This window comes from Kosakonia sp. YIM B13588, from assembly GCF_042788165.1.
Classification (GTDB): Bacteria; Pseudomonadota; Gammaproteobacteria; order Enterobacterales; family Enterobacteriaceae; genus Kosakonia; species Kosakonia sacchari.
The window spans coordinates 21,323-45,956 of the sequence record NZ_JBHZPO010000018.1; the positions used below are offsets into that span (position 1 = coordinate 21,323).

The window sequence follows — 24,634 nt, forward strand, 5'->3', positions numbered from 1 at the left end:
CTGGCCGCTCAAGAGTGATAGATAAATCTGTTGAATATCTCGTTCGGTTGAAAAACAGACAATAAAGCTTGTAAACGACCTGCTTTCTCATTTTATGGGGCATGACAACGTCGTTATACTGCCAGGATTAACATTCGCTGAGAGCATCCATTGTGAATTTACTCACTGCGTTTACTGAATTATTCAGTATTTTCTTGTTCACAACCGTCTTCCTGTTTGTTGCTCGTAAAATGGCAAGACATGTTGGATTGGTGGACAAACCCAACTATCGTAAACGGCATCAGGGATTGATCCCTCTTGTTGGGGGAATCTCAGTATTCGCAGGGGTCTGCTTTACGTTTGGTATCACGGATTATTACATTCCTCATGCTGCCCTCTATCTCTGCTGTGCCGGTGTTTTGGTCTTTATCGGTGCGCTGGACGATCGATTCGATATTAGTGTAAAAATCCGTGCGGCTGTCCAGGCGACTATTGCTGTAGTGATGATGGCAGTCGGCAAGCTTTATCTCAGCAGCCTCGGCTATATTTTTGGTTCATGGGAGATGGTGCTGGGGCCTTTTGGCTACTTACTTACCCTGTTTGCAGTCTGGGCGGCAATTAACGCGTTCAATATGGTTGACGGTATTGATGGTCTGTTAGGCGGGCTTTCCTGCGTCTCTTTTGCTGCTATTGGCGTGATTTTATTGTTAGATGGCCAGGTTAGCCTCGCAATGTGGTGCTTTGCCATGATTGCGGCTATTTTGCCTTATATTCTATTGAATCTGGGTGTATTGGGACGACGTTACAAAGTCTTTATGGGAGATGCGGGCAGTACGTTGATTGGTTTTACGATCATCTGGATTTTACTGCAAACGACACAAGGCCCTATCCACTCAATTAGCCCGGTCACTGCGTTATGGATCATTGCCATTCCGCTGATGGATATGGTAGCGATAATGTTCCGTCGACTACGTAAAGGAATGAGCCCCTTTTCACCAGATCGCCAGCACATTCATCATCTGATCATGCGCGCAGGATTTACTTCCCGTCAGGCCTTCGTGCTGATAACTCTCGCGGCTTCCCTTTTGGCCAGTATTGGTGTCGTCACAGAGTATCTCCGTTTTATTCCTGAATGGGTGATGTTGGCATTATTTTTGCTATGCTTCTTTTTATATGGCTACTGTATTAAGCGCGCATGGAAAGTGGCGCGCTTTATCAAGCGAATTAAACGCAGAATGCGCCGTAATAGCGTTTCTAAATCAACACTAACCAAGTAAATCCGGGAAAGCGATGATTCAACCAGCGTCAGGAACACCTTCAATGGGGACGGAAAACGAACTGGATATCCGGGGCTTATTCCGTACTTTGTGGGTAGGAAAATTATGGATCGTGGGAATAGCACTGCTGTTTGCTTTGCTCGCCTTAGTCTGGACCTTCTTTGCTACCCAGGAGTGGAGTGCAACCGCAGTTACCGATCGCCCCACGGTTAATATGCTGGGGGGCTATTATTCCCAGCAACAGTTCCTGCGTAACCTGGACGACAAAGCTAACCAGACACCTACCGATCAGCTATCGGTCATGGATGAGGCGTATAAAGAGTTCATTATGCAACTCGCCTCCTGGGATACACGGCGTGATTTTTGGTCGCAGACGGATTACTACAAACAGCGTCTGGTTGGTAACAGCAAAGCGGATGCGGCAATGCTTGATGATCTGATCAATAACATCCAGTACACGCCCGGAGATGTTGTCCGCAACCTTAATGACAATGTTAAGTTGATTGCTGAAACCGCGCCAGATGCCAACAATTTGCTGCGTCAGTATGTCGCTTTTGCCAGCCAGCGTGCCGCCAGCCATCTTAACGATGAGCTGAAAGGTGCCTGGGCCGCGCGTACCATCCAGATGAAAGCACAGGTTAAACGCCAGGAAGAAGTAGCAAAGGCAATTTTTAACCGCCGTCTGCACAGCGTTGAGCAAGCACTTCAAATCGCTCAACAGCACAACATTTCCCGCACTGAGACAGAAGTTCCGCCAGATGAACTGCCAGATTCAGAACTGTTTATGCTGGGGCGCCCAATGCTGCAAGCGCGGCTGGAAAACCTGCGGGCAGTGGGGCCGCAGTTTGATCTGGACTATGATCAAAATCGGGCAATGCTGAATACGCTTAACGTCGGTCCGACCCTTGATCCCCGTTTTCAGACATATCGTTATTTGCGTACGCCGGAAGAACCGGTAAAACGCGACAGCCCGCGTCGTGCTTTCCTGATGATCATGTGGGGAATTGTCGGTGCGCTAATCGGGTCGGGTATTGCATTAATGCGCCGCCGTTCGAACTAAACGCTGTCCGAGATGAAGGCATGATGCCTTCATCCTCTAATCGAAGAGAATCGTTGTGAAAGTACTTACCGTATTTGGCACGAGGCCAGAAGCCATCAAAATGGCTCCGCTGGTACATGCGCTGGCAAAGGATCCAGACTTTGAAGCAAGAGTTTGCGTCACTGCGCAGCATCGGGAGATGCTTGATCAGGTGCTAACACTCTTCTCTATTGTTCCGGATTACGATCTAAATATTATGCGGCCGGGACAAGGGCTTACGGAAATTACCTGCGGCATCCTTGAAGGCTTAAAACCCATCCTTGAATCCTTCCGCCCGGATGTGGTGCTGGTGCATGGCGACACGACAACGACGATTGCGGCGAGCCTTGCCGCGTTTTATCAGCGTATTCCTGTCGGGCATGTTGAAGCGGGCCTGCGAACTGGCGATCTCTCTTCGCCATGGCCAGAAGAGGCAAACCGCACGCTGACCGGTCACCTGGCGATGTATCACTTTGCGCCGACGGAAAACTCTCGCCTCAATTTACGCCGTGAGAATGTTGCGGATAACCGCATTTTTGTCACCGGCAATACCGTTATTGATGCGCTTTTCTGGGTTCGCGACAGCGTGATGAACAACCCTTCGCGCTACGAGGCGCTGGCGGCGCGTTATCCGTTCCTCAATAGAGATAAAAAACTCATTCTTGTCACCGGGCATCGCCGTGAGAGTTTTGGGCTTGGTTTTGAACAGATATGCCATGCGCTGGCGGATATCGCCGCGCAACACGATGATGTGCAAATTGTTTATCCGGTTCATCTGAATCCCAACGTCAGCGAGCCAGTTAACCGCATTCTTGGCCACGTTGAGAACGTTACGCTAATCGAACCCCAGGATTACCTGCCGTTTTTGTGGTTGATGAATCATGCCTGGCTGATCCTGACGGATTCGGGCGGTATTCAGGAAGAAGCTCCTTCGCTCGGCAAGCCGGTGCTGGTGATGCGTGATACCACCGAACGCCCGGAAGCCGTCGATGCGGGCACGGTTAAACTGGTTGGCACGGATCGCCAGCGCATTGTGGAAGAGGTCTCGCACCTGCTTCATGACAACGATGCCTGGCAGGCGATGAGCCGCGCGCATAACCCTTATGGTGACGGGCTGGCCTGTGGTCGCATTTTGCACGCACTTAAAAATAATCGGGTAACACTATGAGCTTTAAAACCATTTCCGTTATTGGCCTGGGCTATATTGGTCTGCCTACCGCGGCGGCATTTGCTTCACGGCAGAAGACGGTTGTTGGCGTCGATATCAACGCCAGCGCGGTGGAAACCATTAACCGCGGCGAAATCCATATCGTCGAGCCGGAACTGGGAAGTGTAGTGAAATCGGCGGTAAACGGTGGCTATCTTCGCGCGAGCACCACACCTGTCGTCGCAGATGCTTACTTGATCGCCGTGCCAACGCCGTTTAAAGGCGAGCACGAGCCGGATATGGCCTATGTTGAGGCGGCGACTAAATCCATCTCGCCAGTGCTTAGCAAAGGCGCGTTAGTGATCCTTGAGTCGACCTCGCCGGTAGGGGCAACAGAGCAGATGGCGCAGTGGCTTGCCGAAGCGCGCCCGGATCTCACTTTCCCGCAGCAGGCGGGTGAAAATGCGGACATCAATATCGCCTACTGCCCGGAGCGCGTGCTGCCGGGGCAAGTGATGGTCGAGCTGATTAAAAACGACCGCGTGATTGGCGGGATGACGCCGGTTTGTTCGGCGCGTGCCAGCGAGCTGTACAAAATTTTCCTCGAAGGCGAATGCGTGGTGACCAACTCGCGCACCGCTGAAATGTGCAAACTTACCGAAAACAGCTTCCGCGATGTCAACATCGCGTTTGCCAACGAACTGTCGCTGATTTGCGCCGATCAGGGGATCAACGTTTGGGAGTTGATTCGCCTGGCGAACCGCCATCCGCGTGTCAATATTCTCCAGCCTGGGCCTGGCGTCGGCGGGCACTGTATCGCCGTTGATCCGTGGTTTATTGTCGCGCAGAATCCGCAGCAGTCACGGCTTATCCGCACCGCGCGTGAAGTTAACGACTTTAAGCCGCACTGGGTGCTGAATCAGGTTAAAGCGATGGTTGCCGATTGCCTGACGGCCAGTGGCAAACGCGCCAGTGAAATCAAAATCGCCTGTTTCGGGCTGGCCTTTAAGCCCAATATCGATGATTTGCGTGAAAGCCCGGCAATGGAAATTGCCCTCGACATCGCGCAGTGGCACAGCGGTGAAACGCTGGTGGTGGAGCCGAATATTCATCAACTGCCGGCTAAGTTCGCCGGACACGCCACGCTGGTAAATACCCATGATGCGCTGGCGCAGGCCGATGTGCTGGTGATGCTGGTTGATCATAATGAGTTTAAAGCGGTGGAGAGCGCCAGCATTGGCCAGCAGTTCGTTGTCGATACCAAAGGTGTCTGGCGCTAAGCGAGCGAGCACAAAGGGAACAGCATGACCATTCACGGCACGGTAGAAGAACTGGCATGGGAAAGCCGCTTTTTTAGCTTGCGTAGCGCGATTGTTCGCCTGCAACCCTCGGCGCCAGCGTTGACCCGCGCGGATTTCGCTAATTGGGCGCGTGTGCAGGTGAAACTACCGGCATCGCAGCCCCACCAGTTAGATGCATTGCAGCAGCTCGGTTTTCAACTGGTTGAAGGCGAGATCGACCTCTCGCTGGTGGTAGAGGAACAGGGCGTCGATCCGGCGGCTGAAGTGGCAACGCTTGCGGATATCCCTGTGCTACGTCAGATGGCAGCCGAAATCTTTGTGCAGAGCCGGTTCCGCGCCCCCTGGTATCCAGCAGAGGCGAGCGGGCGTTTTTATGCACAATGGATTGAAAACGCGGTAAAAGGCGAGTTTGACCATCAATGTCTGGTCTTTCGTAATGCGCAGGGCGCTTTCACAGGCTTTGTTTCGCTGCGCCAGCTCAACGAACAGGAAGCCCGCATTGGCCTGTTGGCCGGACGCGGTATGGGCGAAAAATTAATGCAGGCGGCGTGCCATTGGGCGCGCCAGCGCGAGCTAAAACGTGTGCGGGTAGCGACTCAGCTTGGGAATACTGCCGCACTTAAACGCTATATTCAGAGCGGGGCGAATATTGAAAGCACCGCCTTGTGGCTATACAGGTGACTCTATGATCCCCTTTAACGCTCCACCAGTGGTGGGAACGGAACTCGACTACATGCAGTCGGCGATGGGCAGCGGTAAGTTGTGCGGCGATGGCGGTTTTACCCGCCGTTGTCAGCAGTGGATGGAGCAGCGTTTTCGCAGCGCGAAAGTCTTGCTGACACCTTCCTGCACGGCATCGCTGGAGATGGCCGCGCTACTGCTGGATATCCAGCCTGGCGATGAAGTGATCATGCCGAGCTACACCTTCGTTTCAACCGCCAACGCGTTTGTACTGCGCGGTGCGAAAATCGTCTTTGTTGATATCCGCCCGGATACCATGAACATTGATGAAACGCTGATCGAAGCCGCCATCACCGAAAATACTCGCGCCATTGTGCCGGTGCATTACGCGGGTGTTGCCTGCGAAATGGATACCATCATGGCGATTGCCAAACACCATAATTTGTATGTGGTGGAAGATGCCGCACAGGGTGTGATGTCGACCTATAAAGGGCGGGCGCTGGGCACCATCGGCCATATTGGTTGCTTTAGTTTCCATGAAACCAAAAACTACACCGCCGGCGGCGAAGGTGGCGCGACGCTGATTAACGATCGCGCGCTGGTAGAGCGGGCAGAGGTCATTCGTGAGAAAGGCACTAACCGCAGCCAGTTTTTCCGTGGGCAGGTGGATAAATACACCTGGCGGGATATCGGTTCCAGCTATCTGATGGCGGATCTCCAGGCGGCCTATTTATGGGCGCAACTGGAAGCGGCAGAACGCATCAACCAGCAGCGCCTGGCGCTGTGGCAAACCTATTACGACGCGTTAAAGCCGCTGGCGCGCGCGGGTCGTATTGAGCTGCCCTCGATCCCTGCGGAGTGTAGCCATAATGCGCATATGTTTTATATCAAGCTGCGCGATGAAGCCGACCGTAGTGCGCTGATTGCTTTCCTGAAAGAAGCGGAAATCCTCGCGGTGTTCCACTATATCCCGCTGCATGCTTCACCGGCCGGTGAAAAATTCGGTGAATTCCACGGCGAAGATCGTTACACCACACAAGAAAGTGAGCGTTTGCTTCGTCTGCCGCTGTTCTACAACCTGGCACCGGTTAATCAGCGCACCGTTATCAGCACGCTTCTGAGCTACTTCAACTGACATGTCGCTGGCAAAAGCATCGATATGGACGGCCGCCAGCACGCTGGTCAAGATTGGCGCGGGCTTGCTGGTGGTCAAATTGCTTGCGGTGGCGTTTGGGCCGTCAGGCGTCGGGCAGGCGGGGAATTTCCGCCAGCTTATTACCGTATTGGGTGTGCTGGCAGGGGCCGGGATTTTTAACGGCGTAACGAAATTTGTCGCGCAATACCATGACGATCCGGCTCGCTTACGCATTGCTGTGGGCACATCGTCCGCGATGGTGCTGGGCTTTTCGGCGCTGTTGGCGCTGATTTTCCTGCTGGCGGCAGCACCAATCAGCCAGGGGTTATTTGGTCATAAAGATTATCAGGGTCTGGTGCGTCTGGTGGCGCTGGTGCAGATGGGCATTGCATGGGCCAACCTGCTGCTGGCGGTAATGAAAGGGTTTCGCGACGCAGCAAGTAACGCACTCTCGCTGATTATCGGTAGCGTGATCGGCGTGCTGGCATGGTTTCTCTGTTTTAAATTGGGCGGCTATCAGGGCGCACTGCTGGGAATGGCGCTGGTTCCGGCGCTGGTGGTTATCCCGGCAATGATCATGCTGCTGCGGCGTGGCAGTGTTCCGCTGGGGTACTTTGCGCCGCGATGGGACAACGGATTAGCGGGGCAGTTGAGCAAATTTACGTTAATGGCGCTGATCACCTCGGCGACCCTGCCACTGGCCTACGTGATGATGCGAAACCAACTGGCTGCGCACTACAGCTGGGATGATGTGGGGATCTGGCAAGGGGTCAGCAGTATCTCCGATGCTTATCTGCAATTTATTACCGCCTCGTTCAGCGTTTATCTGTTACCCACATTGTCCAGACTGACGACAAAAGCAGAGATCTCGCGCGAAATCGTTAAATCGCTGCGTTTTGTGTTACCGGCGGTAGCGGCAGTGAGCCTTTGCGTCTGGCTGCTGCGCGATGTGGCGATTTGGCTGCTATTTTCCGACAAGTTCACTGCGATGCGCGATCTGTTCGCCTGGCAGCTGGTCGGGGATGTATTGAAAGTGGGCGCTTACGTATTTGGTTATCTGGTGATCGCCAAAGCGTCGCTGCGCTTTTATATTCTGGCTGAAGTGAGCCAGTTCGCGCTGTTAACGCTGTTTTCGCGCGTGCTTATCCCGGCACATGGCGCTATCGGCGCGGCGCAGGCCTATATGGCGACCTACATTATTTATTTTGCCGCATGTTGCGGCGCTTTTTTGATTTGGCGTAAGAAGGCATGACTGCACTGATTCACGTATTGGGATCGGATATCCCACACCATAACCAGACTGTTCTGCGGTTTTTTAACGAAAACCTCGCGGCTTCGGGCACGTATGCCCGTGAATTTATGGTTGTTGGCTGCGACGAAGGGCAAAGCGCGGCGTATCCGGAATTAACGCTGCACTTCTATGCCGATAAAAAAGTGCTGGCAAAGGCCGTTGTCGCGCGTGCAAAAGCCGATCGTCAGCAACGCTTCTTCTTTCACGGCCAGTTTAACTTCGGCCTGTGGCTGGCGTTGTTGCGCGGTGCCATTAAGCGCGAACAGTTCTACTGGCATGCCTGGGGCGCCGATCTGTATGAAGTGTCGCGCAGCCTCAAATTCCGTCTTTTTTATCCGCTGCGCCGTTTAGCGCAACGCCGGGTGGGCTGCATTTTTGCTACCCGTGGCGATCTGGCCTGGTTCGGGCAACGTAACCCAGCTGTGCGCGGCGAGCTGCTCTATTTCCCTACGCGTATGGATCCGGCGCTGAATACCATGGCGCACGAGCTGCAACGGGAAGGCAAACTGACGATTCTGGTGGGTAACTCCGGCGACCCGAGCAACGAGCACATTGCTGCATTGCGAGCGATTCACCGCCAGTTTGGCGACACGGTCAATATCATTGTACCGATGGGTTATCCGGCGAATAACGACAGCTATATCACCGCGGTCCGCAACGCCGGTCTGGCGCTATTTAGCGCAGATAACTTGCGTATTCTGAGCGAAAAAATGGACTTTGATGCCTATCTGGCACTGCTGGCGCAATGCGATTTAGGTTACTTTATTTTCGCCCGTCAGCAGGGGATCGGCACGCTTTGCTTACTGATTCAGGCTGGCGTTCCCTGCGTACTGAACCGGGAAAATCCGTTCTGGCGCGATATGGTGGCAGAAGATATTCCGGTGTTGTTTACCAGCGATGCGCTAAGCGAATCGGTGATCCGCGAGGCCCGGCGACAACTGGTGGCCGTGGATAAGAATGGCATTACGTTCTTTAGCCCGAATTACATTACGCTTTGGCATAAAACGCTGCGTATGGCTGCGGGGATCGTCGGATGAGCCCACTTGAGTTTTGCGGACTGTTTATCATCTGGCTGCTGGCGACACTCTTTATCGCCACGCTGACCTGGTTTGAATTCCGCCGTGTGCGTTTTAACTTTAACGTTTTCTTTTCGCTGCTGTTTCTGCTGACCTTTTTCTTCGGTTTTCCGCTGACGTGCGTACTGGTGTTCCGCTTTAACGTCGCCGTGGCACCGCCGGGAATTATGATGCAGTCATTGCTGGCGGCGGCGTGTTTCTATGGCATCTATTACGTCACCTATAAAACGCGGCTGCGGGCGAAAGCCGAACAGGCGACACGTCGCCCGCTGTTCACCATTAACCGGGTGGAGGCGCATCTGACATGGGTGATGCTGATGATCATCGCGCTGGTGAGCGTGGGGATCTTCTTCATGCACAACGGCTTTCTGTTATTCCGCTTGCACTCCTATAGCCAGATCTTCTCCAGCGAAGTGTCCGGCGTCGCGTTAAAGCGTTTCTTCTACTTCTTTATTCCGGCGATGTTGGTGGTCTACTTTCTGCGTCAGAGCGCACAGGCATGGCTATTCTTTCTGGTCAGCACCGTGGCGTTTGGTTTGCTGACCTACATGATTGTTGGCGGTACGCGCGCCAATATCATTATCGCGTTCGCGATTTTCCTGTTTATCGGCATTATTCGCGGCTGGATTTCGCTCTGGATGCTGGCCGCTGCGGGCGTGCTGGGGATTGTCGGTATGTTCTGGCTGGCGCTGAAACGCTATGGCTTAAATGTCAGCGGCGACGAGGCGTTTTACACCTTTTTATACCTGACGCGCGATACTTTCTCGCCGTGGGAAAACTTGTCGTTGCTGTTGCAAAACTACGACAAGATAGATTTTCAGGGGCTGGCGCCGATTGTGCGCGACTTCTACGTGTTTATTCCCTCCTGGTTATGGCCTTCCCGGCCTGGCATTGTGCTCAACACGGCGAACTACTTCACCTGGGAAGTGCTCAACAACCACTCCGGGCTGGCGATTTCGCCCACGCTGATTGGTTCGTTAGTGGTGATGGGCGGCGCGTGGTTTATCCCGCTGGGTGCGGTGGTGGTGGGACTGATCATTAAATGGTTCGACTGGTTATATACTTTAGGAAACCGGGAAACCAACCGCTATAAGGCCGCGATTCTTCACAGCTTCTGCTTTGGCGCTATTTTCAACATGATTGTGCTGGCGCGCGAAGGGCTGGATGCGTTTACCTCGCGGGTTGTCTTTTTCCTTGTCATTTTCGGCTTCTGCCTGTTAATAGCGAAACTGCTCTACTGGCTGTTTGACAGTGCAGGACTTATACATCGTCGCGATACGCGTGTAGTGAAACCCCTCTCCCAGGTGTGAAAAAGGATTTAACATGACGGATAAGACGGCAGCGCCGTTGTATGACCTGCGCGGTCTGAAACTGGTCGGCTGGCGCGATATGCAACACGCGCTGGATTTTCTCTGTGCGGATGAGCAAATCAAACAGGGCACACTGGTGGCGATCAACGCCGAGAAAATGCTGACGCTGGAAGATGACGCGCAAGTTCGCGCGTTGATTGAGGCGGCGGAATATAAGTACGCCGATGGCATCAGCGTCGTGCGATCGCTGCGCAAGAAATTCCCGCAGGCACAGGTTTCTCGTGTTGCGGGTGCCGATCTCTGGGAACAACTGATGGCGCGGGCAGGAAAAACGGGCACACCGGTGTTTCTGGTCGGTGGAAAACCCGAAGTGCTGGCGCAAACAGAGCAGAAACTGCGCACGCAATGGCAGGTGAATGTGGTGGGAAGCCAGGATGGCTACTTTAGCCCAGCGCAGCGACAAGCGCTGTTTGAGCGGATCCGCGATAGCGGGGCGAAAATCGTCACCGTCGCCATGGGCTCGCCAAAACAAGAGATTTTTATGCGTGATTGCCGTGCTGTCTGGCCGGATGCGCTGTATATGGGCGTGGGCGGCACTTACGATGTCTTTACCGGGCATGTGAAACGCGCGCCGACGCTCTGGCAGAAATTAGGGCTGGAGTGGCTCTATCGCTTATTGTCACAACCGACGCGGCTGAAACGCCAGTTACGTTTGCTGCGTTATCTCCGCTGGCACTATAGTGGAAAACTCTGACACTCTCCCGGCGGCGTAATGCGCTGCCTTTTCCCTTCCTGTTGTTGTTTTATTGTGCATTACGCCTGTTTTTTTTATACATCGTTTGCCATTTCCCTCATTTTAAGAAACCATTCGCTCACTCATTGCAGTGCCGTGGTGTTTTTTGCGCCAACCATTTCCGGGTCGGTGCAGCATGGCCTGTTATGAGCTGAGGGAAAACTCATAACAATAACCCGCAGAGCGGGCAAAGAAAGAAGCAAACACAACAGAGGATTTATGGCCGAAAACAAACCAGAGCTTCAGCGTGGTCTGGAGTCTCGTCACATCGAATTAATTGCCCTCGGGGGCACTATAGGCGTAGGCCTGTTTATGGGGGCTGCCAGTACGCTGAAATGGGCAGGCCCGTCGGTATTGCTGGCGTATATCATCGCCGGTGTTTTCGTCTTCTTTATTATGCGCTCCATGGGCGAAATGCTGTTTCTGGAGCCGGTCGCCGGGTCCTTTGCAGTTTATGCGCATCGCTATATGAGCCCGTTCTTTGGCTATCTCACCGCCTGGTCCTACTGGTTTATGTGGATGGCGGTTGGCATCTCGGAAATCACCGCGATTGGCGTGTATGTCCAGTTCTGGTTCCCGGATCTTGCGCAGTGGATACCCGCGCTGATTGCGGTGGGGCTGGTCGCCCTGGCCAATCTGGCAGCGGTGCGTTTGTATGGTGAAATTGAATTCTGGTTTGCGATGATCAAAGTCACCACCATTATCGTGATGATTGTCGTGGGCCTGGGCGTGATTTTCTTCGGCTTTGGTAACGGCGGTCACTCGATTGGTTTTGGCAACCTGACCGAACATGGCGGTTTTTTTGCCGGCGGCTGGAAAGGCTTTTTAACCGCGCTTTGTATCGTTGTAGCCTCTTATCAGGGTGTCGAGTTGATTGGTATCACCGCAGGTGAAGCGAAAAACCCGCAAGTGACGCTGCGTAGCGCGGTCAGCAAGGTGCTGTGGCGCATTCTGATTTTCTATGTGGGCGCCATTTTTGTCATCGTCACCATCTTCCCGTGGAATGAAATTGGCACCAATGGCAGCCCGTTCGTGCTGACTTTTGCCAAAATCGGTATCACGGCGGCTGCCGGGATCATTAACTTTGTCGTGCTGACGGCGGCGCTATCCGGTTGTAACAGCGGTATGTATAGCTGTGGGCGTATGCTTTACGCGTTGGCGAAGAACCGCCAGTTGCCGGCTGCGGTGGCTAAAGTGTCCAAAAGCGGCGTTCCGGCGATGGGCGTGACCATTTCCATCATTATTCTGCTGGTCGGCTCCTGCCTGAATTACGTGATTCCGAACCCACAACGGGTGTTTGTTTACGTCTACAGCGCCAGCGTATTGCCAGGTATGGTGCCGTGGTTCGTGATCTTGATAAGCCAACTGCGTTTTCGTAAGGCACATAAAGAAGCGATTGCCAGCCATCCGTTCCGCTCGATGCTGTTCCCGTGGGCAAACTGGTTAACCATGGCATTTCTGATTTGCGTGCTGGTGGGGATGGGCTTCAACGACGACACGCGTATGTCGCTGTTTGTCGGCATTATCTTCCTCGCTGCGGTAACGGTGGCGTATAAGGTATTTGGCTTCCATCGGCATGCTGTTACGCAACGGGTGGGTGAATAAGAGGCAAAATGCGCAAAGCATAACCAAACGCGCATTTTCTTTAAAAAAAGCACTAGACAGCCGCGCCCGAAGTCCGTACTATCCACCCCCGCAACGGCGCTACGCGCCCGTAGCTCAGCTGGATAGAGCGCTGCCCTCCGGAGGCAGAGGTCTCAGGTTCGAATCCTGTCGGGCGCGCCATTTAAACCCGGCGCTTGAGCTGCGGTGGTTCGTGAAATATCACGATACCGTGTGAAAAGATTTACAGTGGTGGCTATAGCTCAGTTGGTAGAGCCCTGGATTGTGATTCCAGTTGTCGTGGGTTCGAGTCCCATTAGCCACCCCATTATTTTGCAGTACAAGTTTCGTGGAATGCGAAGGTGGCGGAATTGGTAGACGCGCTAGCTTCAGGTGTTAGTGTCCTTAGGATGTGGGGGTTCGAGTCCCCCCCCTCGCACCACAACTTAGATTGAACGAAAAATTCAAAAAGCAGTAAAACGGCGAGTAGCGCAGCTTGGTAGCGCAACTGGTTTGGGACCAGTGGGTCGGAGGTTCGAATCCTCTCTCGCCGACCAATTTTGAACCCCGCGTAAGCGGGGTTTTTTGTTTTTGGCTTTCCTGCCACATCTTCTGCATTTCGCGCCTTTCCATCGTCCTTTTTGCCTGTGTTGCTTCTGAGCGACAATGAGCACCTGCTGTGTCGCTTAATGGTGACATGTAACTCACTGATTTTAAATGACTAAAATAATTAGCCTGCTATTTGTCGCCAGCTAGCGACATACTGGCTTTTGGGAAAGACGACTAGGGCGTGATTGCGGGGCAAGATACGCTGAATTTGCTGATATTTTAAAAGTTTGCGCTCGGTAACATTAGTTAATGCAGTTGTGGCACGGTATGTGCAATAATCTATGCGTAGATGCTCATTCCATCTCTTATGTTCGCCTTCAGGCCTCATAAACTCAGGAATGATGCAGAGCCGTTTACGGTGCTTATCGTCCACAGACAGATGTCGCTTCGGCCTCATCAAACACCATGGACATAACGTTGAGTGAAGCACCCATTTAGTTGTCAAAGACCTGTTTTAACGCCTGCCTGAGTATTCCGGCAGGCGTTTTTTTATGTCGTAACACTCCATGTTTCGAGTTGCAGATGCTTTGTCTTTCCTGCAACTCGAATCAAAGTGTTAGTGAGGCGGGTTATTTTGCAGCGTCAGTAACAAACCGTCACGGCGCATGGTGGCGGCTTCTTCCGGTTGATGCAGGCGATCGAGGCAGTCGGCGAGCCAGGCATAATCAAACGCGTCCGCGCGCTGTTTCAACGCGGCACGAAACGCAAGGCAGGCTTCCTGCCATTCACCGTGCTTCATCAACGATTGCCCCAGCGTACTCCACAGCAATGGGCGGTCGCCCTGCGTTTTGATTTGCTGGCGCAGGACTTTTTCGATCTGCTCCGGGTTATTGGTTTTCAGGCGAGGGATGACCAATACCAGACGATCGTCGTATTGTCGCTTCAGGCCATCAAGCACGATCTCCTGTGCGGTATCGTGATCGTCGCACTCAATTAAGTGCTCGGCCATGGCCACCTGCAACACCACTTGCTGGCGGGTTTTGCGGCTCTGGTTTTTCCACCAGGTTTTCAGCCCCTCGCTGCCTTGATCGGCACGCGCTTGATCCATCATGCCGATCCACGCCTGCTGCTGCAGAAGATCGCGGTGTTCATCGTCGCCAACGTTGGCTTTCGCCATCGACGGAATGATATCCACCAGCGATGTCCACGCGCCGGTGCGAATATAAGCCTGCTCCGCCAGACGCAGCACTTCGGGATGGCGAGGAGTGATTTCCAGTAACTTATCCACGCCATGACGTGCGGCATGATTTTCGTTGCGCGCCAGCTGCAGACGCACCCGGGTGATTTCTACCGGAATCGGATCGTTTTCCGCCAGCTCTGCGGCGCGTTCCAGATGCTGATTCGCGCGGACTTCATCACCGCGCTGCTGCGCCGCTTCTGCCGCCAGCAGATAGTTAACCACCGGTTGCTCAGCGTGATCGGCATTCTTCGACATCAGCTTTTCAACCTGCTGATAATCGCCTTCCGCCAGTTTCAGCAGCGCCTGCTCTGTCTGTTTACGGGCGCGACGGCGTTTACGGCCGACGAACCAGCCACGCGTATGCGAGCCGGTACGGAAAATGCGGCGCAGTACCCACTCGAGAGCGAAGATAACCACTAACGCCAGCACCAGAATAATGACCAACCCGGTAACGCTGGTTTCAATGTTGTAGTTATCGGTCTGGATCAGCACGTATCCCTGATGCCCGGCGAGCATAGGGCCAAGCACGATCCCGGCGATCAACAGTGCAAAGAGCAATAACACTTTTAACATGGTTACTCTCCTTGTGCTGCGGCGGCGGCAGGTGCCTGTTCAGCCGCTACGGCGGGCTGGGCCATCAGATTGCGTACGCGTGTCTGCATCAGTTTTTCCAGAATCGGCTGGCTTTGCAGTGATTCCGGCAAATCCATGGCAATGGTTTGCTGACTCAGCTTGTCCACTTCCTCAAGAAACGCTTTGGTCGCGGCATCATCGGTATCGTAGTAGGCCCGCACCCAGGTGGAGACGTTATCCAGCGCTTGTTTGTAAGTCTCTTCCTGGTGACGCGGAACGGCCTGCGCGGCAACCAGCAGACGCGAACGGATATTCTCACGCAAATAGATATCCTGATTCGGTGCGAGCAGCGGCACGGCTGTTTCATCACGGCGACGAATGGTAATAAAGCTGTCCATAAAGTTCTGCCAGCTTTTTTGCAGGTTTACCCGCCATTCGCTGATTGAGCCGGACAGCTCGCTGCTGTCAGCATCCATCGGGGAGTCGTCATCGTTATTGTCCGCCAGACGCAGGTTATCAATCTGGTTGGAAAGCTGATTTAACTTCAGAATGGCACCGTCGTAATCCACCTGAGTGATAGCGGAAAGACTGGCGATATCGTCAGTAATCGCCCGGCGGGCGGTGATAAGGCTCGGATCGTTCATATCCGCCAGGCTGGCATCGGCGCTTTTCAGCAGTGCCGCCGCGGTGGTGACGTCCTGATCGCTCCACAGTTTGCGACCGGCCAGTTTCACCAGAAAATCAGCCTGAGCCAACTGCCAGGTTTTTGCGTCGGAACCGGAAATAGTTGCCACTTTCTGCTGTACTTCATTTAGCTCTTTTGCCAGCACGTCATTCTGGTGTTTAGCCGCTGCAAGCTCGCTGGATTGCTGCTTGATTACGCCTTCCAGTTCCGCACGCTGCTTATCCTGCGACTGCTGTAGTGCAATAACCTGGTCGGCGAGTTCGCCATTGTTGTTGTTCAGGGTTGCGGTCTGCTGTTTCACCCAGCCATAAAGCCCTGCGCCAGATGCCAGTGCAATCGCGATGGCGATCGCGCTGAGTGCAAGGCTGGTCCTGTTAGCGCGTGCATTTTTCTCTGCTTTCTCCGGCGGCGGCGTTGCGCCGTCAGCCGCTTTGGTCTCTTCAACCTCGGCGGAGGAGTGTTGTTGTTCCGTCATTATGGCTTCCCATTATGAGAGTTATTGTAATGCGCGAAGCAGCGCATCGTTGTCGGCATTGTCAGCGACCTGAATATCCTGCCAGCCCAGATCCCGGGCGAGGTGCGCCAGACGTTCGCTTACCACGACCAGGCGGCAGCGAAGTAACCAGTTCTCCCGATACCAGGGAGGAATAAGTGAATACAGTTGTTGCATCATTTCGCCGCTGGTGACCACAAGTGTGGTCACACCGCGTGTGTGCCAGCGCATCGCTTCTTCCGCGCCGTCATAACATTTCGCGCTGCGTTGATAGCACTCGCAAAACTCAACGTCGGCACCGCGTGCTGCCAGCGTTTCCGCCAGCACTTCGCGCCCGCCGTTACCTCGTAAGATTAGCGCATGCTTGCCCTGAACACTTTGTAATTCAGGTAATTGTAGCAACACTTCGCTGATTTCCCGATCGAAGGGATAGCGCACGTCAATTCCGCTGACGGTGTGCAGTGCCAGCGCGGTGGTGCGACCAATCGCGAAATAGTGCGGTTCGCCCGGAAAGCGCAGACCTTGTTGTTGCAGGTGCGCGTGAGCGAATGAAACGGCATGTTGCGACAGCGCAAAAACCATGTCGTTTGCGGTTAACGCGGCAAGCCGGGCGGGGAGCGAATTCAACTCACGACCCGGTGTAAATTCGATCAACGGAAAGCTCCAGGCCACCAACCCCAGTGTGCGCAGTCGGCTCACTAATTCTTCCCCTGCGGGGGACGGGCGGGTGACGAGAATGCTCATGCGGGGGCGTCTCCGTTATAAATTTCGGCCAGGATGGCGCGAGCGCCATTATCGAGTAGCTCTTCCGCCAGTGAGATGCCAAGCTGTTCGGCATCCTCCAGAAGACCGCGACGTTCGCCGCGTACCATAATGGAGCCGTCTGGCGCGCCAACCAACCCACGCAGCCAGATCCCGCCATCAATCAGTTCAGCATAGCTGCCGATTGGCACCTGGCAGCCGCCTTCAAGACGCGTATTCATTGCGCGCTCGGCTTTCACGCGAACGGCGGTGTCGTCGTGGTTGAGCGGCGCGAGCAGGGCGCGCGTACGCGCATCGTCCAGACGACACTCAACACCTACTGCGCCCTGACCGACAGCTGGCAGCGAGGTTTCCGGTGGCAGCGCGGTGCGTACACGGGAACTTAATCCAAGGCGGTTAAGACCGGCAACGGCGAGAATAATCGCGTCATAGTCACCGTTATCCAGCTTACTAAGGCGCGTGCCGACATTCCCGCGCAGGGAGCGGATCACCAGATCCGGGCGATGCTCTGCCAACTGACACTGGCGGCGCAAGCTGGATGTGCCAACAATGCTGCCAGCGGGCAATTCGTCCAGCGAGTTATAGCGATTTGATACAAACGCGTCGCGTGGATCGTCGCGCTCACAAATGGTCACCAGGCCAAGCCCTTGCGGGAAATCGACCGGCACATCCTTCATCGAATGCACAGCGATATCGGCACGGTTTTCAAGCAGTGCCAGTTCGAGTTCTTTGACAAACAGGCCTTTACCGCCCACTTTCGCCAGCGGTGTATCGAGGATCACATCTCCGCGAGTGACCATCGGCACCAGTTCAACTGTAAGCCCAGGGTGGCTCGCCTCAAGGCGTTCCTTAACGTAATGTGCCTGCCAGAGCGCAAGAGGGCTTTGCCGTGTGGCAATTCTTAAAACATTGTCTAACATGCTTGTTACCGTCCTTATCGTCCGTTGACCATCCTAACATTGTTGCATTAGGGTGTCAGTGCTCGCGGTGGATTGCATAGGTGCGAGAAGGCGGCACCTCTGCAATGCAGGCGCAACCGGGCTGTAATTCGGACTTTACAGAGAGCGTTTGCTGCTACACTGGTTTGTAGCGCATCTTTCTTTACGGTCAATGAGCAAGGTGTTAAATTGATCACGTTTTAGACCATTTTTTCGTCGCTCCCCCTATAAAGATAAGGGCGAAAAAAGGTGACGGCTATTTTGGATTTTCTGTAAACATCAGGCGATATGTCTTGTACCTCTATATTGAGACTCTGAAACAGAGACTGGATGCCATCAATCAATTGCGTGTGGATCGCGCGCTTGCTGCCATGGGGCCTGCTTTCCAGCAGGTTTACAGTCTGCTGCCTACATTGTTGCATTACCACCATCCGCTGATGCCGGGCTACCTTGAAGGTAACGTTCCCCAGGGCATTTGCTTTTACACGCCTGATGAAAACCAACTTCACTACCTGAACGAACTTGAGCTGCACCGTGGCTTGCCGCCGCAGGCTTCGCCAAAAGGCGAACTGCCGATCACCGGCGTCTATTCTATGGGCAGTACCTCATCGGTTGGGCAAAGCTGTTCCTCGGATCTCGATATCTGGGTCTGCCATCAATCCTGGCTTGATAATGAAGAGCGCCAACTGTTGCAGCGTAAGTGCAGCCTGCTGGAAAGCTGGGCGGCCTCGCTCGGTGTTGAAGTAAGCTTCTTCCTGATTGATGAAAACCGTTTCCGCCACAATGAAAGCGGCAGCCTCGGTGGTGAAGACTGCGGTTCTACGCAGCATATTCTGTTGCTTGATGAATTTTACCGCACCGCCGTGCGCCTGGCAGGTAAACGTATTCTGTGGAATATGGTGCCGGGAGACGAAGAGGAACATTACGACGACTACGTCATGACGCTCTATGCGCAGGGCGTTTTAACGCCGAACGAATGGCTGGATCTGGGTGGCTTAAGTTCGCTTTCGGCTGAAGAGTACTTCGGTGCCAGCCTGTGGCAGCTCTATAAAAGTATTGATTCACCGTACAAAGCGGTGTTGAAAACATTGCTGCTGGAAGCCTACTCCTGGGAATACCCAAACACGCGTCTGTTGGCGAAAGATATTAAACAGCGTTTGCACGATGGCGAGATTGTCTCGTTTGGTCTCGATCACTACTGCATGATGCTGGAGCGCGTGACGGAATACCTGATCGCGATTGAAGACACCGCGCGTCTCGATCTTGCTCGTCGATGTTTCTATTTAAAAGTCTGCGAAAAACTGAGCCGCGAGCGCGCCTGCGTTGGCTGGCGTCGTGAAGTAATTTCGCAGCTGGTGAAAGAGTGGGGCTGGGACGACGCGCGTGTAGCGATGCTGGATAACCGCGCGAACTGGAAAATCGATCAGGTACGCGAAGCGCACAACGAACTGCTCGACGCGATGATGCAGAGTTACCGGAACCTGATTCGCTTTGCGCGCCGCAACAATCTGAGCGTTTCCGCCAGCCCGCAGGATATTGGCGTATTAACCCGTAAGCTGTACGCGGCGTTTGAAGCGCTGCCGGGTAAAGTGACGCTGGTGAACCCGCAAATTTCACCGGATCTCTCCGAACCGAATTTAACCTTTATTCATGTGCCGCCGGGCCGCGCTAACCGTACGGGTTGGTATCTTTACAACCGCGCGCCAAATATGGATTCGATCGTTAGCCACCAACCGCTGGAATATAACCGCTACCTTAATAAGCTGGTCGCCTGGGCGTGGTTTAACGGTCTGCTGACTTCGCGTACGCACCTGTTTATTAAAGGCAACGGCATTGTTGATTTGCCGAAGTTGCAGGAGATGGTGGCAGATGTTTCCCATCACTTCCCGCTGCGGCTGCCCGCCCCGACGCCGAAAGCGCTCTACAGCCCTTGCGAAATCCGTCACCTGGCGATCATCGTTAACCTGGAATACGACCCAACCGCGGCGTTCCGTAACCAGGTTGTACATTTTGATTTCCGCAAACTTGATGTGTTCAGCTTTGGTGAGCAGCAAAATTGCCTCGTTGGCAGCGTCGATTTGCTCTATCGCAACTCGTGGAATGAAGTGCGAACCCTGCATTTCAACGGCGAGCAGGCGATGACCGAAGCGCTGAAAACCATTCTGGGGAAAATGCACCAGGATGCCGCGCCACCGGACAGCGTGGAAGTGTTCTGCTACAGCCAGCATTTACGTGGTCTTATTCGTACGCGTGTGCAGCAACTGGTGTCGGAGTGTATTGAGCTGCGCCTTTCCAGTACGCGGCAGGAAACCGGGCGTTTCAAAGCGTTGCGTGTTGCCGGTCAGACCTGGGGGCTGTTCTTTGAACGTCTCAATGTCTCCGTGCAGAAGCTGGAAAACGCGATTGAGTTTTACGGCGCGATTTCTCATAACAAGCTGCATGGTCTTTCGGTGCAGGTGGAAACCAATCACGTTGAGTTACCTGCGGTGGTAGATGGTTTTGCCAGTGAAGGGATTATTCAATTCTTCTTTGAAGAGACCGGCGAAGAGGGCTTTAACATCTATATCTTAGATGAGAGCAACCGCGCGGAAGTCTATCACCACTGCGAAGGCAGCAAAGAAGAGCTGGTGCGCGATGTCAGCCGTTTCTATTCTTCATCTCACGATCGCTTTACTTACGGTTCGAGCTTTATCAACTTTAACTTGCCGCAGTTCTACCAGATTGTGAACGTTGAAGGGCGCGCGCAGGTGATTCCGTTCCGTAATCAGGCAATCAGCACCGCGACGCCGGCAAATCAGGATAACGACGCGCCGTTGCTGCAGCAGTATTTCTCTTAAGCGATTTGCCCGGCGTTTCACCGGGCAATGAATGTCAGCGGAAGTTGACGGTTTCTCCCGCCTGTTGGCTTGCCGCCTGTTCCAGCAGATCCCAGAATGTTTCACCGCTGCGATCGCACACCCATTCGTCACCTTTCAGATCAAAATGGTAGCCGCCCTGTTTGGTTGCCAGCCAGACCTGGTGTAGCGGTTCCTGGCGGTTAATAATGATTTTGCTGCCGTTTTCAAAGCTGATGGTCAGCACGCCGCCGTTGATCTCGCAGTCGATATCACTGTCGCCGTCCCAGTCATCCAGGCGTTCTTCGATGGTCAGCCACAGGCCGTCTGCGAGGCGATGAAATTCACTGTCGTTCATTCTCTTATCCCGTTTTTTATGATGGCAGCAGTATAACGCGAAACATTTCCCGATGCCCTAAACGCGCAAACTCTTGCTTTTGTGTCTTCTCCTGCGATGATAGAAAGCAGAAAGAACGAACTTACAGGCAACTTATAATGAAAGATGTGTTTCGCACGCTGGCCGTACTGCTGACTCTGTTCAGCCTGACGGGCTGTGGTCTGAAAGGCCCACTCTACTTCCCACCCGCCGATAAAAACGCGCCGCCGCCAACCAAAACGCAAACCAGCACGATTCAGCCGATCACGCCGGATAAAAACGATCGTGGTGATGACGGCTCGCCGACGCAGGTGAATTACTGACGTTACCGTTCTGTATCCGCGCAAATGGAGTAGATGATGCAGTTCTCAAAAATGCATGGCCTTGGCAACGATTTTATGGTCGTCGACGCGGTAACGCAGAATGTCTTTTTTTCCCCGGAGCTGATCCGTCGTCTGGCGGATCGCCATCTTGGTGTAGGATTTGACCAGTTACTGGTGGTTGAGCCGCCCTACGATCCTGAACTTGATTTTCACTATCGGATCTTTAATGCCGATGGCAGCGAAGCGTCGCAGTGCGGCAACGGCGCGCGCTGCTTCGCCCGTTTTGTTCGCCTGAAAGGGTTGACCAATAAACGTGATATCCGCGTCAGTACGGCGAACGGTCGTATGGTATTGAGCGTAACGGAAGATGAGTTAGTGCGCGTGAATATGGGCGAGCCGAACTTCGAACCGTCGCAGGTGCCGTTTCGCGCGAACAAAGCGGAAAAGACCTATATTATGCGTGCAGCAGAGCAAACAGTATTGTGCGGCGTTGTCTCGATGGGCAACCCGCACTGCGTGATTCAGGTGGACGACGTCAACACCGCCCCCGTCGAAACGCTGGGGCCGGTTCTGGAAAGCCACGAACGTTTTCCTGAACGCGCGAACATCGGCTTTATGCAAGTCGTTAAACCGGACAACATTCGCCTGCGCGTTTATGAACGCGGTGCCGGGGAAACCCAGGCCTGTGGCAGCGGCGCTTGCGCAGCGGTCGCTGTCGGCATCTCGCAGGGTTTGCTGGCGGAAAATGTTCGCGTGGAGTTACCAGGCGGTCGACTTGATATCGCATGGAAAGGCCCGGGCCAACCACTGTATATGACTGGCCCGGCGGCACATGTCTACGACGGGTTTATTCAGTTATGAAGCAGCCAGGGGAAGAACTACAGGACACCTTTACACAGCTGGATGACAGCGATGTCGTTGATTATCTGCTGCGTAACCCTGATTTCTTTATCCGCAATGCACGGCTGGTGGAACAGATGCGCGTACCGCATGCGGTACGCGACACCGTTTCACTGGTGGAATGGCACATGGCGCGTTCGCGCAATCACATCAATGCGCTGGAAGAGAACATGACGCTGTTGATGGAGCAGGCCAGCGCTAACGAAGGTCTGTTCTATCGCCTGCTGCGTTTGCAGGGACGGCTGGCGTCTGCGCCGAGCCTTGATGAATTGCTCAACCGTTTCCATCGCTGGGCGCGTGATTTAGGGCTGGCGGGCGCCACTATCCGCCTGTTTCCCGATCGCTGGCGTCTTGGCGCACCGTCGAAGTTTACCCATCTTGCGCTCTCCCGACAGGCGTTTGAGCCGCTACGTATTCAGCGCCTTGGCCAGCAGCATCACTATCTTGGGCCGCTCAACGGGCCGGAATTACTGCTGCTGTTGCCAGAAGCGAAAGCGATCGGTTCCGTCGCGATGTCGCTGATGGGACAAAAGGGTGATCTGGGCGTTGTGTTGTTCAGCAGCCGCGACGTTCATCATTATCAACAGGGACAAGGCACCCAGTTGCTGGAAGAGATCACGCAGATGCTGCCAGATCTGCTGGAGCGCTGGATTGAGCGCGCATGACCGATTCTCCGCTGTTTTCGTTCGTCACCCGTTTTCTGCGCTACCTTAGCGTTGAACGTCAGCTCAGCCCCATCACGCTTTTAAATTATCAGCGTCAGCTTGATGCCATTATTGCTTTGACCGAAGAAACGGGTCTGAAAAGCTGGCAACAATGTGATGCTGCGATGGTGCGTACCATTGCCGTGCGCAGCCGACGCAAAGGGCTGGGCGCCGCGAGCCTGGCGCTGCGGCTCTCGGCGTTGCGCAGTTTCTTTGACTGGATGGTCAGCCAGGGCGAGTTGCCCGCTAACCCGGCAAAAGGCATTTCCGCGCCAAAAGCGCCGCGCCATCTGCCGAAAAATATCGATGTTGATGATATTAACCGACTGCTGGATATCGATCTTAACGATCCGCTCGCCGTGCGCGATCGCGCGATGCTTGAAGTGATGTATGGCGCGGGTCTGCGTTTGTCTGAACTGGTGAATCTGGATATTAAACATCTGGATCTGGAAAGCGGCGAAGTGTGGGTGCTGGGCAAAGGCAGTAAAGAACGCCGTTTACCGATTGGCCGCAACGCGGTTGCCTGGATTGAGCACTGGCTTGATTTACGCGGTTTGTTTGGCGCACAAGACGATGCGCTGTTTCTGTCGAAGCTTGGCAAACGCATCTCGGCGCGCAATGTGCAAAAGCGCTTCGCTGAATGGGGCATTAAGCAAGGGTTGAACAGCCACGTGCATCCACATAAGCTGCGCCACTCTTTCGCCACCCATATGCTCGAATCGAGCGGCGATCTGCGCGGCGTACAGGAGCTGCTCGGTCACGCCAATCTGTCTACCACTCAAATATATACTCATCTTGATTTTCAACACCTTGCTTCGGTATACGATGCGGCGCACCCGCGCGCCAAACGGGGGAAATAATGCGTTTTTACCGCCCATTAGGTCAGATCTCCGCGATCACCTTCGACCTGGACGACACTCTTTACGACAACCGGTTGGTTATCCAGCGCACTGAACAGGAAGCGCTGGCGTTTGTGCAACGTTATCACCCGGCGTTAAGCAACCTGGAAAACACAGAGTTCCATCGTCTGCGCCAGTCGCTGCGGGAAACCGAACCGGATATTTACCACGATGTCACCGAGTGGCGCCGGCGTGCCGTCGAACGTGCGATGCTGGATGCCGGTCTGACCGCGGAAGAAGCGGCGGCCGGTGCAAATGCCTCGATGGTCAATTTTGCCAAATGGCGCAGCCGCATTGATGTGCCGGAGGAAACCCACGACACACTGACGAAGCTCGCCAAAAAGTGGCCGCTGGTGGCGATCACCAACGGTAACGCGCAGCCGGAGTTGTTCGGTCTGGGCGACTACTTTGAATTCGTGTTGCGCGCCGGGCCGGACGGGCGCTCAAAACCGTTTAGCGATATGTATCACCTGGCAGCTGAGCGTCTTGGCGTGGCGATTGGCGATATCCTGCATGTCGGCGATGATTTAACCACCGACGTCGCCGGGGCTGTGCGCTGCGGTATGCAGGCCTGTTGGATCAAGCCGGAAGGCGCAGATCTGCTGCAAGCCAGCGACAGCCGGTTACTGCCGCATGTGGAAATTTCGCGGTTGGCATCCCTCACTACGCTGATATAATCACCAGCTGT

General features: G+C 54.2%; 22 protein-coding genes and 4 tRNA genes. 21 read left to right on the plus strand and 5 right to left on the minus strand.

Annotation, left to right across the window (positions count from 1 at the left end):
• Positions 1-152 precede the first annotated feature (152 nt).
• The 15 genes from wecA to ACFX4U_RS22135 all read left to right on the plus strand — a co-directional run bounded on the left by wecA (position 153) and on the right by ACFX4U_RS22135 (position 13,227).
• Positions 153-1,256: a UDP-N-acetylglucosamine--undecaprenyl-phosphate N-acetylglucosaminephosphotransferase gene (wecA, locus tag ACFX4U_RS22065; RefSeq protein ID WP_313508272.1), complete on the plus strand. Its 1,104-nt coding sequence runs from the start codon at positions 153-155 to the stop codon at positions 1,254-1,256.
• Positions 1,257-1,269: 13 nt separating this feature from the next.
• Complete coding sequence (gene wzzE, locus ACFX4U_RS22070) at positions 1,270-2,316, plus strand: ECA polysaccharide chain length modulation protein (RefSeq protein WP_313508271.1); 1,047 nt, start codon at positions 1,270-1,272, stop codon at positions 2,314-2,316.
• A 55-nt stretch (positions 2,317-2,371) separates the two neighbouring features.
• Entirely contained in the window at positions 2,372-3,502 is a 1,131-nt protein-coding gene (wecB, locus tag ACFX4U_RS22075; protein WP_313508270.1) for a non-hydrolyzing UDP-N-acetylglucosamine 2-epimerase, read from the plus strand.
• Positions 3,499-4,761: a UDP-N-acetyl-D-mannosamine dehydrogenase gene (wecC, locus tag ACFX4U_RS22080; RefSeq protein ID WP_313508269.1), complete on the plus strand. Its 1,263-nt coding sequence runs from the start codon at positions 3,499-3,501 to the stop codon at positions 4,759-4,761. Before wecB ends, wecC begins: the two co-directional genes overlap by 4 nt.
• A gap of 24 nt (positions 4,762-4,785) precedes the next feature.
• On the plus strand, positions 4,786-5,463 hold the full coding sequence (rffC, locus tag ACFX4U_RS22085; RefSeq protein WP_380218671.1) for a dTDP-4-amino-4,6-dideoxy-D-galactose acyltransferase: 678 nt from the start codon (positions 4,786-4,788) through the stop codon (positions 5,461-5,463).
• A 4-nt stretch (positions 5,464-5,467) separates the two neighbouring features.
• Positions 5,468-6,598 carry a dTDP-4-amino-4,6-dideoxygalactose transaminase gene (rffA, locus tag ACFX4U_RS22090; protein ID WP_305737455.1) on the plus strand — a complete coding sequence of 377 codons (1,131 nt, stop codon included), beginning with the start codon at positions 5,468-5,470 and terminating at the stop codon, positions 6,596-6,598.
• Between the two features lies 1 nt (position 6,599).
• Positions 6,600-7,850: a lipid III flippase WzxE gene (gene wzxE / locus ACFX4U_RS22095; RefSeq protein ID WP_313508268.1), complete on the plus strand. Its 1,251-nt coding sequence runs from the start codon at positions 6,600-6,602 to the stop codon at positions 7,848-7,850.
• Positions 7,847-8,926, plus strand: a complete 1,080-nt coding sequence (locus ACFX4U_RS22100) for a TDP-N-acetylfucosamine:lipid II N-acetylfucosaminyltransferase (RefSeq protein ID WP_313508267.1) — start codon at positions 7,847-7,849, stop codon at positions 8,924-8,926. Before wzxE ends, ACFX4U_RS22100 begins: the two co-directional genes overlap by 4 nt.
• A complete protein-coding gene (gene wzyE, locus ACFX4U_RS22105; RefSeq protein WP_313508266.1) occupies positions 8,923-10,275 on the plus strand; it encodes an ECA oligosaccharide polymerase in 1,353 nt (450 codons plus the stop codon). The genes ACFX4U_RS22100 and wzyE overlap by 4 nt, the downstream gene beginning before the upstream one ends.
• A 13-nt stretch (positions 10,276-10,288) precedes the next feature.
• Positions 10,289-11,029, plus strand: a complete 741-nt coding sequence (wecG, locus tag ACFX4U_RS22110) for a lipopolysaccharide N-acetylmannosaminouronosyltransferase (protein WP_313508265.1) — start codon at positions 10,289-10,291, stop codon at positions 11,027-11,029.
• 258 nt (positions 11,030-11,287) lie between these two features.
• Entirely contained in the window at positions 11,288-12,673 is a 1,386-nt protein-coding gene (locus ACFX4U_RS22115; RefSeq protein ID WP_200553518.1) for an amino acid permease, read from the plus strand.
• Positions 12,674-12,776: 103 nt separating this feature from the next.
• Positions 12,777-12,853 (plus strand) — tRNA-Arg (locus tag ACFX4U_RS22120).
• Positions 12,854-12,922: 69 nt separating this feature from the next.
• Positions 12,923-12,998, plus strand: a tRNA-His gene (locus ACFX4U_RS22125).
• A gap of 28 nt (positions 12,999-13,026) precedes the next feature.
• Positions 13,027-13,112: transfer RNA gene (locus tag ACFX4U_RS22130), tRNA-Leu, on the plus strand.
• 38 nt (positions 13,113-13,150) lie between these two features.
• Positions 13,151-13,227: transfer RNA gene (locus tag ACFX4U_RS22135), tRNA-Pro, on the plus strand.
• A 608-nt stretch (positions 13,228-13,835) separates the two neighbouring features.
• Here ACFX4U_RS22135 and hemY read toward each other — a convergent pair.
• From hemY to hemC, 4 genes are read right to left on the minus strand one after another with little or no spacing between them, the layout of a single operon-like run.
• The gene (gene hemY / locus ACFX4U_RS22140; RefSeq protein ID WP_065369785.1) at positions 13,836-15,032 is read right to left on the minus strand and encodes a protoheme IX biogenesis protein HemY; all 1,197 of its coding nucleotides are present in this window, start codon (positions 15,030-15,032) and stop codon (positions 13,836-13,838) included.
• Between the two features lie 2 nt (positions 15,033-15,034).
• Entirely contained in the window at positions 15,035-16,192 is a 1,158-nt protein-coding gene (gene hemX / locus ACFX4U_RS22145; RefSeq protein ID WP_313508264.1) for a uroporphyrinogen-III C-methyltransferase, read from the minus strand.
• A 21-nt stretch (positions 16,193-16,213) separates the two neighbouring features.
• Positions 16,214-16,954 carry a uroporphyrinogen-III synthase gene (gene hemD, locus ACFX4U_RS22150; RefSeq protein WP_313508263.1) on the minus strand — a complete coding sequence of 247 codons (741 nt, stop codon included), beginning with the start codon at positions 16,952-16,954 and terminating at the stop codon, positions 16,214-16,216.
• The gene (gene hemC, locus ACFX4U_RS22155; RefSeq protein WP_313508262.1) at positions 16,951-17,892 is read right to left on the minus strand and encodes a hydroxymethylbilane synthase; all 942 of its coding nucleotides are present in this window, start codon (positions 17,890-17,892) and stop codon (positions 16,951-16,953) included. Before hemC ends, hemD begins: the two co-directional genes overlap by 4 nt.
• A 311-nt stretch (positions 17,893-18,203) precedes the next feature.
• Here hemC and cyaA point away from each other — a divergent pair, with 311 nt between their 5' ends.
• A complete protein-coding gene (gene cyaA, locus ACFX4U_RS22160; RefSeq protein ID WP_313508261.1) occupies positions 18,204-20,747 on the plus strand; it encodes a class I adenylate cyclase in 2,544 nt (847 codons plus the stop codon).
• Between the two features lie 34 nt (positions 20,748-20,781).
• Here cyaA and cyaY read toward each other — a convergent pair whose 3' ends face one another.
• Positions 20,782-21,102: an iron donor protein CyaY gene (gene cyaY / locus ACFX4U_RS22165; RefSeq protein ID WP_313508260.1), complete on the minus strand. Its 321-nt coding sequence runs from the start codon at positions 21,100-21,102 to the stop codon at positions 20,782-20,784.
• A 137-nt stretch (positions 21,103-21,239) separates the two neighbouring features.
• Here cyaY and ACFX4U_RS22170 point away from each other — a divergent pair, with 137 nt between their 5' ends.
• Genes ACFX4U_RS22170 through yigB form a run of 5 tightly spaced genes read left to right on the plus strand, consistent with a single transcriptional unit; the run spans position 21,240 to position 24,623 of the window.
• Positions 21,240-21,443, plus strand: coding sequence for a lipoprotein (locus ACFX4U_RS22170; RefSeq protein ID WP_313508259.1), 204 nt, complete (start codon positions 21,240-21,242; stop codon positions 21,441-21,443).
• Between the two features lie 36 nt (positions 21,444-21,479).
• Positions 21,480-22,304 (plus strand): diaminopimelate epimerase, encoded by an 825-nt coding sequence (dapF, locus tag ACFX4U_RS22175; protein WP_313508258.1) that lies wholly within the window; start codon positions 21,480-21,482, stop codon positions 22,302-22,304.
• Positions 22,301-23,008 (plus strand): DUF484 domain-containing protein, encoded by a 708-nt coding sequence (locus tag ACFX4U_RS22180; protein WP_313508257.1) that lies wholly within the window; start codon positions 22,301-22,303, stop codon positions 23,006-23,008. Before dapF ends, ACFX4U_RS22180 begins: the two co-directional genes overlap by 4 nt.
• The gene (gene xerC / locus ACFX4U_RS22185; protein WP_305737444.1) at positions 23,005-23,907 is read left to right on the plus strand and encodes a tyrosine recombinase XerC; all 903 of its coding nucleotides are present in this window, start codon (positions 23,005-23,007) and stop codon (positions 23,905-23,907) included. The genes ACFX4U_RS22180 and xerC overlap by 4 nt, the downstream gene beginning before the upstream one ends.
• Entirely contained in the window at positions 23,907-24,623 is a 717-nt protein-coding gene (gene yigB / locus ACFX4U_RS22190; protein WP_065369793.1) for a 5-amino-6-(5-phospho-D-ribitylamino)uracil phosphatase YigB, read from the plus strand. Before xerC ends, yigB begins: the two co-directional genes overlap by 1 nt.
• Positions 24,624-24,634: the final 11 nt, after the last annotated feature.

Coding starts and splice junctions, on each gene's coding strand:
- wzzE (WP_313508271.1), top strand. CDS start 1,270: ATGATTCAACCAGCGTCAGGAACACCTTCAATGGGGACGGAAAACGAA.
- wecC (WP_313508269.1), top strand. CDS start 3,499: ATGAGCTTTAAAACCATTTCCGTTATTGGCCTGGGCTATATTGGTCTG.
- rffC (WP_380218671.1), top strand. CDS start 4,786: ATGACCATTCACGGCACGGTAGAAGAACTGGCATGGGAAAGCCGCTTT.
- rffA (WP_305737455.1), top strand. CDS start 5,468: ATGATCCCCTTTAACGCTCCACCAGTGGTGGGAACGGAACTCGACTAC.
- wzxE (WP_313508268.1), top strand. CDS start 6,600: ATGTCGCTGGCAAAAGCATCGATATGGACGGCCGCCAGCACGCTGGTC.
- ACFX4U_RS22100 (WP_313508267.1), top strand. CDS start 7,847: ATGACTGCACTGATTCACGTATTGGGATCGGATATCCCACACCATAAC.
- wzyE (WP_313508266.1), top strand. CDS start 8,923: ATGAGCCCACTTGAGTTTTGCGGACTGTTTATCATCTGGCTGCTGGCG.
- wecG (WP_313508265.1), top strand. CDS start 10,289: ATGACGGATAAGACGGCAGCGCCGTTGTATGACCTGCGCGGTCTGAAA.
- ACFX4U_RS22115 (WP_200553518.1), top strand. CDS start 11,288: ATGGCCGAAAACAAACCAGAGCTTCAGCGTGGTCTGGAGTCTCGTCAC.
- hemY (WP_065369785.1), bottom strand. CDS start 15,032: ATGTTAAAAGTGTTATTGCTCTTTGCACTGTTGATCGCCGGGATCGTG.
- hemX (WP_313508264.1), bottom strand. CDS start 16,192: ATGACGGAACAACAACACTCCTCCGCCGAGGTTGAAGAGACCAAAGCG.
- hemD (WP_313508263.1), bottom strand. CDS start 16,954: ATGAGCATTCTCGTCACCCGCCCGTCCCCCGCAGGGGAAGAATTAGTG.
- hemC (WP_313508262.1), bottom strand. CDS start 17,892: ATGTTAGACAATGTTTTAAGAATTGCCACACGGCAAAGCCCTCTTGCG.
- cyaY (WP_313508260.1), bottom strand. CDS start 21,102: ATGAACGACAGTGAATTTCATCGCCTCGCAGACGGCCTGTGGCTGACC.
- ACFX4U_RS22170 (WP_313508259.1), top strand. CDS start 21,240: ATGAAAGATGTGTTTCGCACGCTGGCCGTACTGCTGACTCTGTTCAGC.
- dapF (WP_313508258.1), top strand. CDS start 21,480: ATGCAGTTCTCAAAAATGCATGGCCTTGGCAACGATTTTATGGTCGTC.
- ACFX4U_RS22180 (WP_313508257.1), top strand. CDS start 22,301: ATGAAGCAGCCAGGGGAAGAACTACAGGACACCTTTACACAGCTGGAT.
- xerC (WP_305737444.1), top strand. CDS start 23,005: ATGACCGATTCTCCGCTGTTTTCGTTCGTCACCCGTTTTCTGCGCTAC.
- yigB (WP_065369793.1), top strand. CDS start 23,907: ATGCGTTTTTACCGCCCATTAGGTCAGATCTCCGCGATCACCTTCGAC.